Genomic DNA, 18,914 nt, shown 5'->3' on the forward strand with positions numbered 1-18,914 from the left:
CCGGCGGGGAAATCCCGTTTTTGCCCGCCGGCGGCGTTGGCCCGGAAAAAACGCCGATGCTCTCGCAATCGGTGCCCCGTTATATTAGATGTTGCAAATATACCGATGGCGGCTCGGCTTGACCGGCCGCCACATCATGCCAAACGGGGACATCCGACCATGCCGACGCCAGACGAAAATGCGCTCTACAAGACCATCAATGACGATTTTGCCGTTGCCGGGCAATTGGATCCCGAGCAGATGCCGGCGATCGCCGAGGCAGGCTTCAAGGCCGTCATCTGCAACCGCCCAGACGGCGAAGCGCCCGCCGAACCGCAGTTTGACGCGATCAGCGCCGCCGCCGCCGCCGCCGGGCTCGAAGCGCGCTACATTCCGGTCTCCAACCAGGTGGGACTGACGCCCGAGAACGTCACCGACATGAAGGCGGCGCTGTCCGAAATGCCGGGTCCGGTCCTGGCCTATTGCCGCTCGGGCGCCCGCTCGGCCAAGCTGTACGAGATCGCCACCGGCTGACGGTGTTCAGCGCCGGACGAGGGCGATTTCCGCCGTCACGCAAACCGGGCCCAGGCCGCGCGCCAGCCGACCCTCGTGCGGGTTGCCGGCCTCGTCGACCGCAATGACATCGAGCGCGGCGCGGCCGCCGCGCACCGTTCCGGTGAAGGCAAGGGCCTCCATGCCGACATGGGCGAGCGCGCGGCGATCGCGGCCTGCGCCGGTCAGCGCCGGGGCATTCAGGCTGCCGAGCGATGGCGCGATGTCGGCGTCGGTGATACCGGCTGCCCGGCACGCGGCTTCCACGGCATGGGTGACGTCCTCGTTGGGCCGAACGCGCACAAACAGGGCCTCGGTGTTGCGGTCCCGTGATCCTTCTTCGACCTCAAAAACCGAATGCAGCGTCTCGGCGTCCGGCATCTGGACCAGATCGATGTCCGGCAATCCGCACAGATCGATTTTCGGCTCGCCTTCGACCATGCAGTCGGCGGGAAAAAGATGCCCGCCCGCTGGCTGCGCGATTCCCTGCGCTTCGACCCTGGCGTGGCAATGAACGAACGGCGCGCCGTCGGGCGTGCGGCCGTAGCTGAACGTGCCCCAGGGCAGATGCCCGGCGCCGAGATCGCGGATGTAGGTGTAGTTGGCCGCCTTGCCGTCGCGCGCCGGCCCGCCGGTGGTGAAGCGGGTGGCGGTCAGGGCGCAATCGGATATTCGCCCGGTGCCGCTTTCGACACCATGGGCGACGGCGAAGGCAGCGATCACGTCGAGCAGGCTGCGCCCGGCGCCATCGATGTGCCCGGTCGCTTCGACCAGGCGCGATCCGGCCCATTCGATGCGCCGCGCCGCAACCGGGCCGGGATGGACCATGTAAAAGGGTTCGATGTCGGGCGCCCGGATCATTGCGCCGCCGCGACCGCCGGCACGGCGCCGGTTTCGATCAGCCGCGCTTTCACCGTCTTCTTTTCGATCTTGCCATAGCCGGACTTGGGCAACTCGTCCCAGAAGGCGATGTGTTTGGGCTGTTTGTAGCGCGGCACGTGTTCGGCGATCCAGGCGCGCAGCGCTGCCACATCGAGCGCGGTGCCCGCTTCGACGACGACGGCTGCGGCGCCCACCTCGCCCCATTCGGCATCGGGCACGCCGACGATCGCCACTTCGGCGATCCCGTCGTGCTCGAGCAGCTTTTCCTCGACTTCGCGCGGATAGATGTTCGAGCCGCCGGAGATGTACATGTCGGACTGCCGGCCGGTGATGTAGAGATAGCCGCCCTCGTCCAAGTGACCGACATCGCCGGTGACGAACCAGCCATTGACGAAGGCTTCGTCGTTCGCCGCGTCATTGTTGTAATAGCCCGCGCAGACCGCGGGGCCGCGCGTCGCGATCACGCCTGTTTCGCCGGCGGGCTTCGGCTCGCCCGCTTCGTCAAGGATCGCCAGTTCCATCCCCATGCGCGCAAAGCCGCACGACCCGACCCGCATCGCCCCGTCGTCGAGCGAATGCTCGTCCGCCGGCAGCCACGCGATGGCGCCGGTCACTTCGCCCATGCCGAAATATTGTACGAGCACCGGCCCGAGCACTTCCAGCGCCCGTTTCTGGTCGGCGCGGTACATCGGAGCGCCGGCATAGATCAGGTGCCGCAGGCTCGACGTATCATGCCGGTGCACCGCCTCATGCTCGACCAGCCGTTTGACGATGGTCGGCACGGTGAACATGTTGGAGATGCGATGCTTTTCGATCAGCGCCCAAGCTTCGGCGGGGTCGAAACCGTCGCCGGACATCAGGACGTTCGTGGCGCAGCGCGTGATCTGGATGAACAGGTGCAGCCCGGCGCCATGCGACAGCGGCGCGATGACGAGCGACGCGTCCGCGTGCGACAGGCCCGGCATCAGGTCGGCGGCATGATTGTTGAAGACGAACGCAAGCTGGCCGTGGGTCAGGACTGCCATCTTCGGATTGCCGGTCGTGCCCGAGGTGAAGAAGAACCAGGCCGGGTCGCTGTAATCGACTTCGGCTTCCCGGAAAGGGCCGTCTGCCTTGTGGGCGGCGACCAGATCGTCATAATTGCCGCCGATGATGATCTCGCGGTCGCCGGCAAATCCCGCGTCGCGCACGGCGGTGACGTGATCGGCAAAGCGCGCATTGCCGACAAACGCCTTCGCGCCGGCGGCGACGCCCATGCGCGCGATTTCCCCGGGCCCGAGCCGGAAATTGGTCGGCACGATCACGCCGCCCGCCTTCCAGACCGCATACATGGCTTCTGGATAGTCGAGTTCGTTCGCCGAATGCATCAGCACCCGGTCGCCCTTGCCAATGCCCATCCGTGCGAGGGCATGGGCGATCGCATTGGCGCGGGCGTTCATCTCGCCATAGCTGCGGACGATGTTGCCGCAGATCATCGCCGGATGATCGCCGCGCCGTGCGGCGGCCTGGGTCAGGAAATGCCCCAGATTCATCACCCGGTCGGAGCGGCGCGGAAAACCGGAGCCCATCTCGGCTACCTGAGCCGCTCGACGATCGACACATAGTTGGCGACCGCCGTCCCGCCCATGTTGAAGATGCCCGCTGTCTTGGCGTCGGCCACCGTTGCGCCGGCGGGCTCGCCGCACAGTTGTTTGGCCGCCATCACATGCATCGAAACGCCGGTGGCCCCGACGGGGTGGCCCTTGGCCTTCAGCCCGCCCGACGGGTTCACCGGCAGCCAGCCGTCGATCGTCGTTTCGCCCTCGGCGATCACCCTTGCCCCTTGGCCCGGTTCGGCGAGGCCCATCGCTTCATATTCGATCAGTTCGGCAATGGTGAAGCAGTCATGGGTCTCGACGAAACTCAGATCGTCGAGCGACAGTTTCGACGTCTCCATGGCCTGCGCCCAGGCCTTGCGGGCGCCGTCGAACGCGATCACGTCGCGCCGGGAGATCGGTATGTAGTCGCTGACATGGGCGGTCGCGCGGAAGCCCACCGCGCGCGGCGCGTGCCACGCCTCGTCCAGATTGGTGATGACGAGTGCGGCCGCGCCGTCCGACACCAGCGAACAGTCGGTGCGCCGCAGGGGGCCGGCCACGATCGGGTTTTTGTCGGAGACGGTCGCGCAGAACTCGAAGCCGAGATCCTTCTGGATATGGGCGAGCGGGTTCTGCGCGCCGTTGGCGTGGTTCTTTGCCGCGATCAGGGCGAGCGCGTCGCGCTGGTCGCCATGGGCCTGGAAGTAGAGATCGGCGATCCTGCCGAACATGCCGGCGAAACCGCCCTCAATGTCCGCTTCCTCCGGCACATAGGAGGCCTTCAGCAGAATGTCGCCCACCTCGTCGCCCGGCACCGCCGTCATCTTCTCGACGCCGATGACGAGCGCGGTGCGGATACGCTTTGCGGCGAGCGCGTCGAGCGCCGCATGGATCGCCGCGCTGCCCGTCGCGCAGGCATTTTCGAGGCGCACGGCGGGCGCATGGCGCAGCGCACCGACCCGCAGAGAGGCGAGGGTCGAGGGAAACCCCTGCGGCGAAAAGCCCTCATTGAAGGTTCCGACAAAGACCGCATCGACCTCGGTGGCATCGAGGCCTGCATGGTCGAGCGCCTCTTCGGCCACCCGACCGATCAGCGTTTCGGCTGTCTCATCGTCCAGACGGCCGAAACGTGTATGCGCCCAGCCGGTGATCGCTGCATCCATGGCCATTCCTCCCGCATCGGACTCTTGCCGGTTTCCGCCGGTCGTTCAAGTCCCGCAGAAGGTCTGTTGCACCACCTCCTCCAGCGCCGGCGGCAGGGTCAGCGGATCGTCCGCCATGCGGTCGGCGAACGGGTCGGCCAGCGTCTCGGTGAGCGCGCTGAAGACCGACAAATCGCCCGCATAGCCGGCGGCGATCGCCGCCTCGACCCGGTGATTGCGGGGGATGATCGCCGGATTGGTGGCCTTCATGGCGGCAATCCGCGCCGCGTCGTCCCGCGCTTCCTGGGAAAGCCGGGTCCGCCAGGCTGGGAGCCAGCCGCGGGCAGCGTCCCGTTGGACAAACTGTCCGACAAAGCCGTCGTCGGTATCGCCCGCTTCCCGGCCGAGCGCGGACAGCACGCGGAACGTGTTGGTGAAATCCGCGCCATCTTCGGCCATCAGATTCAACAGGTCCTGAACCAGCCTCATGTCGCCGTCACGCGGTTCGGCAAGGCCGATCTTCGCGGTCATTTCCGCTGCATAGGCGTCGGCGAATGCCGTGCCGTAGCCTTCGAGCAGTTCCCGCGCGATCTCGACCGATCTGTCGGCATTCTCGTCGAGCAGCGGCACCAGCGATTGCGCCAGATTGGCCAGATTCCAGTGGCCGATGGATGGCTGGTTGCCATAGGCATAGCGGCCGAACTGGTCGATCGAACTGAACACTTTCTGCGGATCGTATTCGTCGAGAAAGGCGCACGGGCCATAGTCGATCGTCTCGCCCGAAAGGGTCATGTTGTCGGTGTTCATGACGCCATGGATGAAGCCGAGCGACAGCCAGCGGGCGATCAGCCGCGCCTGACGCGCAACGGCGCCTTCGAGCATTGCGGCGACAGGATTGTCCGCCTTGCGCGCGTCCGCATCGTGCCGGTCGATCACATGATCGGCCAGCGCCCTTACCGCCTCATGGTCTTGCCGCGCATAGAAGTACTGGAACGTGCCGACCCGGATGTGGCTGGCGGCGACGCGGGTCAGAACCCCGCCGGGCAGCCGGTCCTCGCGGATCACATAATCGCCCGTCGTCACCGCCGCCAGCGCGCGCGTCGTCGGCACGCCGAGCGCGGCCATCGCCTCGGACACGATATATTCGCGCAGAACCGGCCCGAGCGCCGCGCGCCCGTCGCCGCGCCGCGACCAGGGGGTCGGCCCGGACCCTTTGAGCTGGATGTCGCGGCGCCGGCCGTTCACATCGACCACTTCGCCGATCAGAAGCGCCCGCCCGTCGCCAAGCTGCGGCACCCAATTGCCGAACTGGTGGCCCGCATAGGCCATCGACAGCGGTGCTGCATTGTCCGGAAAGGCGTTGCCGGCCAGCATGGCGACGCCGGCGGGCGAAGCCAGCCAGCCCGCATCGAGCCCCAGTTCGGCGGCGAGCGGCACGTTCAGCCGCACCAGTTGCGGCTCGGGCACCGGCGCGGCCGCCTGCCGGGTGAAGAATTTTTCGGGCAGGCGCGCATAGGAATTGTCGAAATCGATGGTCATGGCTGGCTCAATATAGGGCCGGGGACGGCACGTACCAATGTCCGTGCCTTGCCATGACGGGCGATGTGCGGATGATGTCAGTGAGCCTTGGCCGTGCCGGAAAGGGACACCGCATGATCCGCCACTTCGTGATGCTGCGCTTTCGCGACGATGTGGGCGCCGCGACCAAGGCCGCGCTCTACGCCGAACTGGCCGCGCTCGGGGATCATCTGCCGGGCATGACCGGTTTCCACGCCGGCCCCAATGTCAGTGTGGAAACGGACCTCATTCGCGGCAATCGCGACGCATTCTGGGTCGACTTCACCGATGCGGCGGCGCGCGATGCCTATCTGGCGGATGACCGGCACCGGGACATTGGGGAACGGCTGGCCGGGCTAACCGTCGATGGCCTTGACGGCATCACCGTCGTCGATATGGAGGTTTGATGATCGACGATCCGCGCGCTTTCCTCACCGGCCTGTTCGATGCGGCCATCGCCGCCGCCGACCCGGAGATCTGCATTGCCGCCAACCTGCCCGCCCCGCCCAAGGGGCGCACGGTTGTGGTCGGCGCCGGAAAGGGCGCGGCGCAACTCGCGCGCGCCTTCGAGCGGCACTGGCCGGGTGCTCTCGGCGGCGTCATCGTTACCCGCTATGGCTATGCGGTGTCCTGCGAGCGCATCGAGGTTCTCGAAGCCAGCCATCCCGTGCCGGACGAGGCGGGCCTTGCCGCCGCGCAGCGCCTGATCGACACCGTTTCCGATCTTGGCGAGGACGATCTGGTCGTGGCGCTGATCTCCGGCGGGGGTTCCGCGCTTCTGCCGGCGCCGCCCGAAGGATTCACGCTGGCAAACGAGATCGCTCTCAACGAGGTGCTTCTGGCCTCGGGCGCGCCGATTACGGTGATGAACGCGGTGCGCAAGCAGTTCTCGCGCATCAAGGGCGGGCGGCTGGCCCTTGCGGCGCACCCGGCCCGTGTCGTCAGCCTGATCGTCTCGGACATTCCCGGCGACGATCCGGCGCAGGTCGCCTCCGGCCCGACCGTGCCGGACACGGTCTCGCGCGCCGACGCGCTTGCGATGATCGATGCGCATGGTCTTGAGCTGCCGCCGGCGATCGTCGGGCACATAAGCGGCGCCGCCGAATCGGGCGTCACACCGGACGATCCGCGCCTTGCGCGCAACCAAGTGCGCATCATCGCTTCGGCCGGCGTGTCGCTGGAGGCGGCGGCCCGGGCCGCGCGCGACGCGGGGATTGAGGCCGTGATCCTGTCCGACGCCATCGAGGGCGAGGCGCGCGACATCGGGGGGATGCACGGCGCGATCGCCCGCGAGGTGGCGCTGCGCGACCGGCCGTTCGCCAGGCCGGTTGTGGTCCTGTCCGGCGGCGAGACGACGGTGACGGTCCGCGGCAAGGGCAAGGGCGGCCGCAACACCGAGTTCCTCTTGGGGCTGGCCCAGACGATCGACGGCGTCGACGGGGTGACCGCTTTGGCCGCCGATACGGACGGGATCGACGGGTCCGAGGACAATGCCGGTGCGTTCGCGGACGGCACCAGCATCGCTCGCTTGCGCGCCGCCGGCGGCGATCCGCAAGCCTTTCTGACAAACAACGACGCCTGGTCCGCCTTCGACCGGATCGGCGATCTGTTCGTGCCCGGGCCGACCGGCACCAACGTCAACGATTTCCGCGCGATCTTCGTGCGCTGATTGGCGTCTGCGTTCAGTCGAACGACCGGGAATAGACGGCCTGGGAGACTTCGTCCGCGGTCTTCAGCGTGCGGACCACCAGCGGCACCAGAAGGGCGGTCAGGTTTCGGTCGAGCCCGCGTGCGCTCTGTGCCTGCCGCACATCTTCGAGCACCGCACGCACCAGCGGAATGAACCGCAGGCACAGCGAGATCGCCAGCGCGATCTGTTCCTTGGGGACCCAGGCCGGCGCGTAGGTCAGTGCCGACAAAATGCCGTCGACGAACTCGCTGGTCCGCGTCGTCAGGGTGACCAGAGCCGCCGCCAGAATGAGGACGACGAAGCGCGCAACGACGAACCCGGCAAAGACGACATCGGTCAGATAGGCCTGAACGGCGAAGATCGCGGCCAGAATCCACAAGGCGGGGCGAACGGACACGAAGGCATGTCGGGGCTTCAGCCCGGCGACCGCGAAGCCCGTCACAACCAGCCCGCCCGCCACCAGCACGGAGGCCCAGCCCTCGACGATGAAGAGCGTGCTGCAGAACACCACGAGCGCTGTGATCTTGACGACCGGCCGGGTCCGGTGGAGCGGGCTGTCGCCGAACACGTAAAGGTCGGTCAGCATTGCGAGCCTGCCACATAGCGGGCCAGCACGGGTCCGGGCCTGCCGTCGCCCGCGATCGAACCGTCTTCGATGTGAAGGACACGGTCGAAATGCCTGAGCAGATCGAGATCGTGCGACACGACGACGACGGGCTCGTCCAACGCGTCGATGGCCGCCATGAATTTCCGCTTGTTCCACAGGTCGAGCAGCGTGGTCGGCTCGTCCAGAACGATCATCGTCGGCCGCATTACCAGAACGCCGGCCAGCGCGACCATCTGCTTTTCGCCGCCGCTGAGCTGGTGCGTGAAGCGGTCGCGCAGATGGGCGAGATCGAACCGGGCCAGCACCTCGTCGATCCTGGCCTGCGTTTCGTCCCGCGGCAGTTTGAGGTTCTTGAGCCCGAATGCCAGATCCTCTGACACGATCGGGTAGACGATCTGGTTGTCCGGGTTCTGGAACACGAAACCCACATGCCGCCTGAGCGCCTTGCGTTCGGTGACGCCGTTGAGCGTCACCGTCCCCGCGCTGGGCGCTTCGATGCCGTTGAACAGCCGCGCAAACGTGCTCTTGCCCGAGCCGTTCCGGCCGATGACGCCGATGCGCCGTTCCGAAAGACGAACGGTGATGTCTTTCAGAATGGGGACGCCGTTCTTTTCCACCGAGACGTCGGCAAACTCGATCACGACGGAACGGGCGGGCGTTACATTCCCGTCTGGGGCATGGCCGGCGACTTCGGCGTGATGATCGGGTAGGAGCGCTTGACGATGACCATGACGCCGGCTGCGATCAGACATTTGATGATATCCCCGGGGATGAAGGGCAGCGAGCCTGCAAGGGCCGTTCCGATCGGGATTTCGGCAACGAACGCGCTCCACGGAACACCGATCGCATAGAGCAGCACCACGCCGCCCGCGAAGCATATGCCCGCCGCAACCAGGTAGTTGAGGCGATGCCAAAGCCGTTCCGTCATGTATCCGATCGCATAGGCCGCGACGATCCAGCCGACAAGGAAACCGCCGCTCGGCCCCAGAAACACGCCGAAGCCGCCCCGGCCGCCCGCCAGAAGCGGCAGGCCTATCGCAACCAGAACGAGAAACAGGACGACCGCCAGCCCGCCGCGGACGGCGCCGAGAACGCCGCCGGCCAGCATCACGCCGAGCGACTGCGCGGTGATCGGAACGCCGACCAGGGGAAGCGTGATCGGCGGAAAGACCGCCAGGGCCGCCACGATGGCCGCAAACAGGGCGATGAAGACGACGTTACGGGTTTCCATGGGCGGCCCTCAACTGGGTTGGCGGGGTGGGCGCGCGCCGGATCATCCGGCGGTCGCGGTCGGCGAAATAGGAGCAATCGGCAAGGCGGGCGCCGTCGGGCGCGCCGATCTCGATATGCGAGCGGGTGAAGGCCTTGTAGCCGTATTTCTCGGCCGGATATTCCAGGTTCATGGCCCGCTGCAGGTCGTAATGGGAGTCGATGTCGACGAACCGCATGACGAAGGCGGCGCGCCGCGGCAACGCGCCTTGGCCGAGCATGACGCTGCGATGGACGACATATTTGTTGAACAACAGAACGTCGCCCGGCGCGAAATCGTCCTCCACCTGATGGAAGGCCAGAATGTCCATCATGGTCGGTGAATTCAGGATGCCCGACCGCATGGCGAAATAGTCGTCCATGCTCGTCTTGATGCCGGCCCGTTCCTTGGCTTCCAGGGTCGAGATGATCGCCGGCTCGATCTGGTCGTAAATGAAACGGCCGGAGACGACATGTTCGGGCACATAGGCCATGCCGCCGCGCTGGCCTTTCGTGTCGATCGGATGGAGCGGCGCCCAGATGGTGCACCCGAATTCCTCGGCGACCTGATAGCCGAAGCTCTGCACGCCGACATGCCAGGGAAAACCCTTGCTGACGTTCTTTTCCAGTTCGAAACACAATTCGAAAGTCAGGAACAGATCGCGATCGACCAGTGATGTCAGTGCCTGTTGGAAGTAGGGGCGTTCGAGGAGCTCGTAGACATCGGTCTTCTCGCTTTCGAAATCATATTTGAGCCGGCTGAACTCGCTTTTGAAATTGTCCGGCGCCCGGCTCATCTCGACGTCGACGCGGTCGAGCAGCGTCGCCACCGCGTCCGCATTGAGGAAACCGTCGAGTTTGACAAATCCATCCCGCCGGAACTGGTCGATCTGCTCCGGCGTAACATGAAATCCGTTGTCAAAAGGGTGTATGCCCATGGCCGGCTCCTTTGGTGATGGAGCGACTATAAGCATTTCGATTTGTATACGCTATCACAAGTTGTATTTTTATTTCCATTTATTGTTCTAATATTGCCTTGACAGGCCTTTTCCAAATTCAAGCGGTCGGTTGTGGCGCCGCGCGCCGGCATCGCCGCCGGCGGCCGCATCCACCCCGCACCGGTCGTCGGGGCACGAAGGTGTCAAGGCCTTTTCCGGGGCGGGAATGTCCCGCGGGCTGCCGGACAGGGACGCAGACGCACGCCGCCGGTCCCGAAGGCGGATCCCGGGCGGCGAAAAAACACGCGAGCCGACACGAGCCCGCCAGTGCATTGCATCGACCGGATGCTGCCGCGGCCGACATGCCCGGCAAAACGCTGCGAAGGGTTCAAATGATGGCGCACCCGGGAAGATTCGAACTCCCGACCCCCAGATTCGTAGTCTGGTGCTCTATCCAGCTGAGCTACGGGTGCATTGCGCGGCGGGCCATCGGCCCCGGCAAGGCGGCTTGGTAGTCCGATGCGCATCAAAATGCAAGCGCCCGCCGCCCGATTTTTGGGGGCCGCCGCAGGCCTGAATTGGCGTTCCCCGCACGGCGCTGCAACCCCCTGGCGGCCGGCGGTCAGGCGCGGTCGCGCGCAGCGGCGCGCGTCTCGGCCGCCATGGTGCGGCCCCGCTGTGAAATATTGACCGGCGCGTCGGGCAGCCGGATCTCGAAATGAGTGCCGACGGCCCGGTCGTCGCGCAACTCCAGCGTGCCGCCGTGCGCCGTGACCAGTTCGTGGGCGATGGCAAGACCGAGCCCGGTGCCGCCCTGCCGCGCTGCGCCGGAAAACGGCGAAAACAGATGCTCGCGCGCCTTGGCCGGAAGCCCCGGGCCGGTGTCCTCGATCGAAATGATGGTCGTCGTGCCCATGCGGACCGCCGACACCGAGACCCGCTTGACGGTGGCCGGATCGTCGTCGCCGCGCATCGCCTGCACCGCATTGCGGCAAAGGTTCATGGTGACGCGAAACAGCTGCTCGGGGTCGGCGTCGATTTCCAGATCGTCGGGAATGTTGGCCGAAAACTGGACCTGATCGCCCGGTTCCAGGCCAAGCAACTCCTCGACATCGCCGATCACGCGCGACAGGCGCACGCGCCGCCGCACCGGGTCTTTCTCCTGCGCCTTGCCGTATGAGACCACATCGGAGGTATAGGCCGCCGCCCGGTCGATCGCGCGCACGAGTTTCGGCGCAAACCGTTGCACCGTCGGGTCCTTGGTTTCGGCGAGCCGGTCGCCGATCAGCTGCGCCGAGGCGAGGATGTTGCGCATGTCGTGATTGATCTTGGAGACCGCCAAGCCAAGATCCGCCAGCCGCTTCTGGCTGCGCAGCGTCGATTGAAGCTGGCTCTGCATGCCGGCCAGTTCCCGTTCGGCCAGGCCCAGTTCGTCCGAGCGGTTTTCCGGTTCGATCACCGCGCCCGGATCGGACGGATCGGCGGCAAAGCGCAGCATCGAGGCGGTCATCTTCTCGATTGGCCGGATCATGATCCGGTTGATGGCCAGAAAGACCAGCGTTGCGGTGATCAGCGAGATCAGCAGCGACAGGATGGCCACATTGCGCGCATAGGTCAGCATCGCCGCGCGCAGATAATCGTCCGGCATGACCATTTCGATCCGCCCGCCGCTTTGGCCGACCGGCCCGGTGACGCGCAGCGTCTGGTCGCCGCCGAAGAACAGCGTCGCAAACGCATCGCGGATAGCATCAGCCGGCGTGAACGCGATGACGTCGACATGCTGGTCGATCGCCTCGGGCATGTCGGAGACGACGAGCAGCCGGGACTGGTCGTCCATCCTGAGCGCGATCGTCTGCGCGCCGATCGCCATCAGCACGTCGTCCTGCACCTGTTGCGGCAGTTCGGCCGCCGTGTCGGCGGTGATCAGCACGCTGGCGGCGGCCGCCGTGTTCAGCCGCTGCTCGAGCCAGGTGATCCGGAAATTGGCGACCGAGGGCACGAAGATCAGAACTTCGGCGATCAGCACGAACAGGATGGTCAGCCACAACAGCTTGGCCGACAGCCGTCGGCGCGGACGCGCGCCGGGCCGGGGGGTGTTTTCCGTGTTCTCGCCGCTCTCGCTCATGGCACCCAAGATAGAGCGCTGTTCGGCGCTTCGCCAACGATTGGCGCTCTTATGGTTAGGCCGCTCACCCAAAACGCCTCAGAAAGCCGATGATCCGGCGCACCATCGGCTTGCGGGTCATCGGCGCGGCGAAGCTGGTCGCCGCGCGCTTGGTAATCTCGGTCATTGTCGGATAGGGCGCGATGAAACCGCGCAGATCGCCCGCCTTCATCTTCTTCGACAGTGCCAGCGCGAAGATGTTGATCATCTCGCCGGCATTGGCGCCGGCGATCGACGCGCCAAGAATGCGGCCCTTCTTGTCGGTGATCATCTTGACCAGCCCGTCGGTCTTGCGCTCGGCCTGGGCGCGGTCGTTTTCGGCATAGGGCCAGCGCAGAATTGTGATGTCGCGCACCTTCTCGCGTGCCTGCTCCTCGGTCAGCCCCACATGGGCCAGTTCCGGGTCGGTGTAGGTCGCCCATGGGATGATGTCATTGTTCGGCTTGCCCGGCACGCGGAACAGGATCGACTGGACGACAAGGCCGGCATGATAGCCGGCCACATGGGTGAATTGCAGCCCGCCGGCGACGTCGCCGATCGCGTAGACGCGCTTGTTGGTCGTGCGCAGCGCATCGGTCACGGTGATGCCGCGGCGGTCATGGGCGATGCCGGCAGCATCGAGACCGAGATTTTCCGTGTTCGGAGCCCGGCCGGTGGCGACCAGAATGTGCGTGCCGTCGACATGCGATTGTTCGCCGTCATGCTCGACGGTGACGCGCACGCCGTTCTTGCCGCGCTTTTCCACCGAGACGACCTTGGTCTCTTCCATCATCTCGACGCCGTCGTCACGGATGCGGTCGAGCACGATGGACACCAGTTCCGGATCGTCTTTGCCCATGGCCTTGAACGCCTCGATCACCGTGACCTCCGAGCCCAGACGCCGGTGCGCCTGCGCCATCTCCATGCCGATCGGCCCGCCGCCGACAACGATCAGGTGACCGGGCTTGCGGGTCTGCTCGAACAGCGTCTCGTTGGTCAGATAGTCGACCTGGTCGAGGCCGGGAATCGGCGGCACGAAGGCGCGGCTGCCGGTGGCGACGACGAAGCGCCGCGCCTTGATTGTGTGGCCGCCGGCTTCCACGGTGCGCGCATCGGTGAACGTGCCGTGGGCTTCGATCACCCGAACGCCGAGCGCGGTGAACCGCTCGACGGAATCGTTGGGCGCGATCGCGCCGATCACGTCATGGACATGATCGTGCACGCGCCGGAAATTGACCTCGGGCTCCACGGCCTTGATGCCGAACTTTTCGGCGTGGCGCATGGAGTGGGCGGTCTTGGCCGCCGCGATCATCGCCTTGGAGGGCACACAGCCATAGTTCAGGCAGTCGCCGCCCATCTTGCCGCCCTCGATCAGGACGACCGAAACGCCGAAGGCCGCTGCCGCTGCCGCAACCGTCAGTCCGCCCGAGCCGGCGCCGATGACGCAGATGTCCGGTGTCAGAACGTCGCTCATGAAAATGGTGTCCCCTGATCATATGGTGCGGCCGGCTTGGCGGCCTGTGGCAGTGAAGGTGGCGTCCTTATGCGCCGGACGGCGTCTTGCGGCTTCGCCATTTCTTGATGACGACCGGAATGGCCGCAACGATGGCGAGCGCCGCAAAGGCCAGCGTGATTTCGGTGGTGATCAGATCGCCAACCGAGGCGCTCGTTCCTGCCGCTTCCGCCGCGTCCAGGACCGAGCCGATGCCCTGGCCCAGATAGCTGTAGGCGACGACACCGGGCAGGATGCCCAGGAAGGTGGCGATCACATAGGTGCGCAGCGGCACGTTGAAGAGCGCCGGTGCGATATTCATGATGAAGAACGGAAAGACCGGCGCGATCCGCAGCACCAGAAGATAGCTGAACGCATCCTTTTCGAATCCGTCGGCGAGGTTTTTGACCCGCCCGCCGACCCTGCTTCGCAGTCCGTCGCCGAACGCCGATCTGGCGGCGAGGAAGATCGCGCTCGCGCCGGTCGTCGCTCCGATCGCGACGATCACCGACCCGGTCAGCCATCCGAACAGGAAGCCCGAAAAGATCGTCAGGATCGATGCGGCGGGAAACGAAAAGGCGACGGCGATTGCGTAGAGCGCGGTGAAGCCGATCGTCGACAGCCAGTAGTTGGACGCAACGAAGCTTGTCAGGCTCTCGCGGCTTTCGGCGAGGAAATCGAGGGTGAAGAAGCGCTGCCAACCCATCAGGTAGGCAAAGCCCAGCCCGGCCACGACAATGGCCAGCGGCAAAAAGCGCTTTGCGGTCGGCCAGAGCGAGCCGCGTGCGGGCGTGTCGGCGTTCTTGGCCATGCTGGCTTGCGATGTATCAGTCATTGTGAGCGTGTCCAACGGGTTTGAGGGCGGCCGGGCGGCGCGGTTGATCCCGAAATGCCCATCGGCCCGCTCAACAACAACTCACAACGGGGTGACACGACAATCCGTGATCCGCCCGGTGCGGCACTTCACGGTGCCGTGACCGGTCCGTGTGTGGCGTCGCAACCAAGATGGCCCGCCGTGCCCAATCCGATTGACTTTGGATGGCCGTTCGCACATAAGCCCGTCAACGTTCGGGCATCGGTGCCCGGCGACGCGTTTGTGTTGCCGCGCCCCTGCCCAAAGGGCCCTTGAAGAGATGAATGAGAAGGCCGCGACACGCGGCGTGTGATCCCATGACCAAACGCACCTATCAGCCCTCCCGCCTGGTTCGCAAACGTCGCCACGGATTCCGTGCCCGCATGGCGACGGCCGGCGGCCGCAAGGTTCTGGCGCGCCGGCGCGCCAAGGGCCGCAAGAAGCTGTCGGCCTGATCGCGGGACGGCGCGCCGCAACGCGACGCGCCATCGGGCCCCGATGCCGGCGAGCGGAACGACCGGACCCTATGAGATCATGCGCAAGCGCGCCGACTTCCTCGCTGCCCGGCAGGGCGTGCGGCTGGCGGGCGACACCGTCCGGCTGGAAATGCGGCGGCGCGGGCCGGCAGAAAACGGCGACGGTCCGCGCGTCGGCTTCACCGTGACCAAGCGCATCGGCAACGCCGTTACCCGCAATCGGGCAAAAAGGCGCCTGCGCGAGGCAGTGCGGCTGGTTGCCGCCCGTGACATGCGGCCGCGACATGACTATGTGATCATTTCCAAGCCCGATGTGTTGACTGCGCGGTTCAGCACATTATGCGAGGATTTGCGCCGGACGCTTGCGCGCGGACACAAGCGCATCGGCGACGCCGCAAACGGCAACTGACGGAACGCACGGGGCCGAAAAGGCCGGACACGGAGCCATGGACACCAACAACCGCAACCTGTTCCTGACCATCGGCCTGTCGGTCCTGATCCTGACCCTGTGGCAGATATTCTACGTCAACCCGCAGATCGAGGCCGAGCGTCAGGCGCAGCTCGAACAGCAGGCGGTCGAACAGCAGGTCCAGCCCGGCACCGAGTCAGCCGGCGCGGGCACGCCGCAAACGCAGGGCGCGACCGCATCGGGCGAGATCCCGCAGGCGACGGTGTCGGGCAGCGCACCCGGGATGGCGGGCGAAGCGGCCGGCGCGGCCGGCGATCGCGCCTCGGCGCTGTCGACCACCGATCGCATTCCCGTCGACACGCCGACCCTGTCCGGCTCGATCAATCTGACCGGCGCACGTTTCGACGATCTGTCGCTGAAGAATTACCATGTCACGGTCGACGAAACCTCGCCGATCGTCGATCTCCTGTCGCCGGTCACCGGGCCCGACGCCTATTTCGCCGAGTTCGGCTATACCGGCGTCGAGGGTGCGCCGGGTCCTGACGCCGTCTGGCAGGTCGAGGGCAATGCCGTCCTGACCCCGTCTACCCCCGTCACGCTGACCTATTCGGCCGAAAACGGACTGACCTTCAGCCGCCAGATCGCGGTCGACGACAGCTACATGTTCACGATCACCGACGAAATCGCCAACGGCGGCGCCGGTGCAGTCGCTGTGCAGAATTATGGCCGCACCACCCGCTACACCAAACCGGCCCTGCCGCCGATCTTCATCCTGCATGAGGGCATGATCGGCGTCACTGGCGAGGAAGGGCTGACCGAGCACACCTTCAACGAGATCGAGGACGAGGGCCAGGTTGCACCCGGCAAGTCGACCGACGGCTGGCTCGGCATCACCGACAAATACTGGGCGACGGCGCTGATCCCCGAGCAGGGCAGCAGCTTCCAGCCGCGCTACTCCTATTTCACCGACGGCACGCCGCGCTATCAGGCCGACTTCCTGGGTGACGCGGTCACGATCAACGCCGGCCAGTCGGCGACCGTCACCAACATGCTGTTCGCCGGCGCCAAGAAGACCAAGATCATCGATGCCTACGAGGCGGAACGGGAAATCCGTCAGTTCGAGCTGATGATCGACTGGGGCTGGTTCCATTTCATCACCAAGCCGCTGTTCCACCTGCTCTACTGGCTCAACAGCGCGATCGGAAATTTCGGCCTCGCCATCCTTGTCACGACGGTCATCATCAAGGCCTTCTTCTTCCCGCTTGCCAACAAGTCCTATGCCTCCATGGCCCGCATGAAAGTGGTCCAGCCCAAGATGGCGGAGATCAAGGAACGCTACGGCGACGACCGCGAGAAGATGCAGAAGGCGATGATGGAGCTCTACAAGAAGGAGAAGATCAATCCGATCGCCGGCTGCTGGCCCGTCCTGATCCAGATCCCGGTCTTCTTTGCGCTCTATAAGGTGCTGTACGTCACCATCGAGATGCGCCATGCGCCCTTCTTCGGCTGGGTGCAGGACCTGTCGGCGCCCGATCCGACCTCGATCTTCAACCTGTTCGGCCTTCTGCCGTTCGACCCGTCCACCGTGCCGCTGTTCGGCCCGTTCCTGATGCTCGGCGTCTGGCCGCTGCTGATGGGCATCACCATGTTCATGCAGATGCAGATGAACCCGCCGCCGCCCGATCCGACCACGGCGATGGTGTTCAAATGGATGCCGATCCTGTTCACCTTCATGCTGGCGACGTTTCCGGCGGGTCTGGTGATCTACTGGGCGTGGAACAACTTCCTGTCGATCATCCAGCAGGGCGTGATCATGAAGCGCAACGGCGCCAAGATCGAATTGTGGGACAATCTCAAGAGCATGTTCGGCGGCGGCAAGGCCAACAAGCCCGCCGAATAGGCGATTGCGCGAACCGCAAGGGGAGAAGGGTCCGATGACCAGCTGAGCACCGATCCGCCGTTTGCAACGGATGGATCGACGACACCATCCCGACCACTCACTTTCGGAGCTCAGCCATGCACGGGCCTCATCCGACCACCGCCTATCCGCTTGCCGGGTACGCGCATGCGGTCTTTCTCAACAATTTCATCACCCGCCCAAACATCGAAGTGGGCGACTATACCTACTATGACGATGCGAGCGGCGCCGAGCGCTTCGAGGAGCGCAACGTCGTCCATCATTACGAATTTCTGGGCGACCGGCTGGTGATCGGCCGCTTCTGCGCGCTGGCTGCTGGCACGACCTTCTTCATGAACGGCGGCAACCACGCCATGGACGGCTTTTCCACCTATCCGTTCAACATATTCGGCAATGGCTGGGAGGAGGGTTTCGACCCGCAGACGTGGGTCGATGCGAGCCGCGGCGACACGATCGTCGGCAACGATGTCTGGATCGGCAATGGGGCGCTCGTCATGCCCGGCGTCACCATCGGCGACGGCGCCATCGTCGCGGCGCGCTCGGTCGTCGCCTCCCACGTGCCCGCCTATGCGGTCGTGGCCGGCAATCCGGCGCGCATCGTCAGGATGCGGTTCGACGACCGGACCATCGCGCGGCTGTTGGACATCGCCTGGTGGAACTGGCCGGCGGAGACGATCACCGCGCATCTGGACGCCATTCGCGGCAACGATCTTGCCGCGCTCGAAGCGATCGAGGATAAGCGGCCATGACCGACGCGGCCGACCTCACCATCGACACGTCCTCGCCCGTCTGGGCGGCGCTCAAGGCGAGGGGCGCATGGACGTTCGTGCGCGGCGTGCCCGCCATGGAGCATTTGCCGCCCGAAGGCCCGCCCGAGATCGCCTTCGCCGGACGGTCCAATGTGGGCAAATCTTCTCTGATCAACGCGCTGACCGGCAAGAACGGGCTCGCGCGCACCTCCAACACGCCCGGCCGCACGCAGGAGCTGAACTTTTTCGTCCCTGAGGGTTTTTCCGGCACGCTCGACGATCTGCCGCCGCTCGCCATCGTCGACATGCCCGGCTACGGCTACGCCAAGGCGCCGAAGGAAACCGTCGACCGCTGGACCGATCTGGTGTTCGACTATCTGCGCGGGCGGACCACGCTCAAGCGCGTCTTCGTGCTGATCGACGCGCGTCACGGCATCAAGACAAACGATGAAGAGGTGTTCGACCTGTTCGACCGGGCCGCCATTTCCTACCAGCTCGTGCTGACCAAGATCGACAAGATCAAGCCGCCCGCGGTCGCCCGTCTGACCGCCGAGACCGAACAGCGCATCCGGCGCCGGCCGGCCGCGTTCCCGGGCGTGATCGCGACGTCGTCCGACAAGGCGCTGGGTCTGGACGATCTGCGCCGCGCCATCGCCTATGCCGTTGCTTCGTGACGGAAAACGGGCCGCGCCCGGTTAACCG

19 protein-coding genes and 1 tRNA gene are annotated in these 18,914 nt (G+C 65.6%); 8 read left to right on the plus strand and 12 right to left on the minus strand.

Going from position 1 to position 18,914, the window contains the following annotated elements; translation table 11 throughout:
* Positions 1-159: 159 nt before the first annotated feature.
* Entirely contained in the window at positions 160-513 is a 354-nt protein-coding gene (locus ACOQOU_RS11975) for a TIGR01244 family sulfur transferase (RefSeq protein ID WP_109769342.1), read from the plus strand.
* Between the two features lie 6 nt (positions 514-519).
* Here ACOQOU_RS11975 and ACOQOU_RS11980 read toward each other — a convergent pair whose 3' ends face one another.
* Genes ACOQOU_RS11980 through ACOQOU_RS11995 form a run of 4 tightly spaced genes read right to left on the minus strand, consistent with a single transcriptional unit; the run spans position 520 to position 5,671 of the window.
* On the minus strand, positions 520-1,392 hold the full coding sequence (locus ACOQOU_RS11980; protein ID WP_109769331.1) for a hypothetical protein: 873 nt from the start codon (positions 1,390-1,392) through the stop codon (positions 520-522).
* Complete coding sequence (locus ACOQOU_RS11985) at positions 1,389-2,981, minus strand: AMP-binding protein (protein ID WP_306026146.1); 1,593 nt, start codon at positions 2,979-2,981, stop codon at positions 1,389-1,391. Before ACOQOU_RS11985 ends, ACOQOU_RS11980 begins: the two co-directional genes overlap by 4 nt.
* A gap of 5 nt (positions 2,982-2,986) precedes the next feature.
* Positions 2,987-4,153, minus strand: coding sequence for an acetyl-CoA acetyltransferase (locus ACOQOU_RS11990; RefSeq protein ID WP_306026147.1), 1,167 nt, complete (start codon positions 4,151-4,153; stop codon positions 2,987-2,989).
* Positions 4,154-4,198: 45 nt separating this feature from the next.
* The gene (locus tag ACOQOU_RS11995; protein ID WP_306026148.1) at positions 4,199-5,671 is read right to left on the minus strand and encodes a protein adenylyltransferase SelO; all 1,473 of its coding nucleotides are present in this window, start codon (positions 5,669-5,671) and stop codon (positions 4,199-4,201) included.
* Positions 5,672-5,784: 113 nt separating this feature from the next.
* Here ACOQOU_RS11995 and ACOQOU_RS12000 point away from each other — a divergent pair, with 113 nt between their 5' ends.
* Both ACOQOU_RS12000 and ACOQOU_RS12005 read left to right on the plus strand, forming a co-directional pair.
* Positions 5,785-6,096: a Dabb family protein gene (locus ACOQOU_RS12000; RefSeq protein ID WP_109769339.1), complete on the plus strand. Its 312-nt coding sequence runs from the start codon at positions 5,785-5,787 to the stop codon at positions 6,094-6,096.
* Complete coding sequence (locus tag ACOQOU_RS12005) at positions 6,096-7,358, plus strand: glycerate kinase type-2 family protein (protein WP_306026149.1); 1,263 nt, start codon at positions 6,096-6,098, stop codon at positions 7,356-7,358. Before ACOQOU_RS12000 ends, ACOQOU_RS12005 begins: the two co-directional genes overlap by 1 nt.
* A gap of 13 nt (positions 7,359-7,371) precedes the next feature.
* On the opposite strand, the gene ACOQOU_RS12010 is transcribed toward ACOQOU_RS12005, so the two are convergent.
* From ACOQOU_RS12010 to ACOQOU_RS12045, 8 genes are all read right to left on the minus strand, one after another.
* Positions 7,372-7,965: an energy-coupling factor transporter transmembrane component T family protein gene (locus ACOQOU_RS12010; protein WP_306026150.1), complete on the minus strand. Its 594-nt coding sequence runs from the start codon at positions 7,963-7,965 to the stop codon at positions 7,372-7,374.
* Complete coding sequence (locus ACOQOU_RS12015) at positions 7,959-8,627, minus strand: energy-coupling factor ABC transporter ATP-binding protein (protein ID WP_306026151.1); 669 nt, start codon at positions 8,625-8,627, stop codon at positions 7,959-7,961. Before ACOQOU_RS12015 ends, ACOQOU_RS12010 begins: the two co-directional genes overlap by 7 nt.
* Positions 8,628-8,644: 17 nt before the next feature.
* Positions 8,645-9,217, minus strand: coding sequence for a biotin transporter BioY (locus tag ACOQOU_RS12020; protein WP_109769327.1), 573 nt, complete (start codon positions 9,215-9,217; stop codon positions 8,645-8,647).
* Positions 9,204-10,172, minus strand: coding sequence for a hypothetical protein (locus ACOQOU_RS12025; protein ID WP_306026152.1), 969 nt, complete (start codon positions 10,170-10,172; stop codon positions 9,204-9,206). The genes ACOQOU_RS12020 and ACOQOU_RS12025 overlap by 14 nt, the downstream gene beginning before the upstream one ends.
* Before the next feature lie 396 nt (positions 10,173-10,568).
* Positions 10,569-10,645: transfer RNA gene (locus ACOQOU_RS12030), tRNA-Arg, on the minus strand.
* A gap of 149 nt (positions 10,646-10,794) precedes the next feature.
* On the minus strand, positions 10,795-12,297 hold the full coding sequence (locus ACOQOU_RS12035) for a sensor histidine kinase (RefSeq protein WP_306026153.1): 1,503 nt from the start codon (positions 12,295-12,297) through the stop codon (positions 10,795-10,797).
* 64 nt (positions 12,298-12,361) lie between these two features.
* Positions 12,362-13,789 carry a dihydrolipoyl dehydrogenase family protein gene (locus tag ACOQOU_RS12040; protein WP_306026154.1) on the minus strand — a complete coding sequence of 476 codons (1,428 nt, stop codon included), beginning with the start codon at positions 13,787-13,789 and terminating at the stop codon, positions 12,362-12,364.
* Positions 13,790-13,856: 67 nt separating this feature from the next.
* Positions 13,857-14,642: a TVP38/TMEM64 family protein gene (locus ACOQOU_RS12045; RefSeq protein ID WP_342633451.1), complete on the minus strand. Its 786-nt coding sequence runs from the start codon at positions 14,640-14,642 to the stop codon at positions 13,857-13,859.
* A gap of 335 nt (positions 14,643-14,977) precedes the next feature.
* Between ACOQOU_RS12045 and rpmH the strand changes: the two genes are divergently transcribed.
* The 5 genes from rpmH (at position 14,978) to yihA (ending at position 18,886) form a co-directional block, all read left to right on the plus strand.
* Positions 14,978-15,115, plus strand: coding sequence for a 50S ribosomal protein L34 (gene rpmH, locus ACOQOU_RS12050; protein WP_109766713.1), 138 nt, complete (start codon positions 14,978-14,980; stop codon positions 15,113-15,115).
* Between the two features lie 43 nt (positions 15,116-15,158).
* Positions 15,159-15,545, plus strand: coding sequence for a ribonuclease P protein component (gene rnpA / locus ACOQOU_RS12055; RefSeq protein ID WP_109766714.1), 387 nt, complete (start codon positions 15,159-15,161; stop codon positions 15,543-15,545).
* A 37-nt stretch (positions 15,546-15,582) separates the two neighbouring features.
* On the plus strand, positions 15,583-17,445 hold the full coding sequence (yidC, locus tag ACOQOU_RS12060) for a membrane protein insertase YidC (RefSeq protein WP_109766844.1): 1,863 nt from the start codon (positions 15,583-15,585) through the stop codon (positions 17,443-17,445).
* 116 nt (positions 17,446-17,561) lie between these two features.
* Positions 17,562-18,212 carry a CatB-related O-acetyltransferase gene (locus ACOQOU_RS12065; RefSeq protein ID WP_109766715.1) on the plus strand — a complete coding sequence of 217 codons (651 nt, stop codon included), beginning with the start codon at positions 17,562-17,564 and terminating at the stop codon, positions 18,210-18,212.
* Complete coding sequence (gene yihA / locus ACOQOU_RS12070) at positions 18,209-18,886, plus strand: ribosome biogenesis GTP-binding protein YihA/YsxC (protein WP_109766716.1); 678 nt, start codon at positions 18,209-18,211, stop codon at positions 18,884-18,886. The genes ACOQOU_RS12065 and yihA overlap by 4 nt, the downstream gene beginning before the upstream one ends.
* Positions 18,887-18,914 lie beyond the last annotated feature (28 nt).

Source organism: Oceaniradius stylonematis (genome assembly GCF_965223445.1).
Taxonomy (GTDB): domain Bacteria; phylum Pseudomonadota; class Alphaproteobacteria; order Rhizobiales; family Rhizobiaceae; genus Roseitalea; species Roseitalea stylonematis.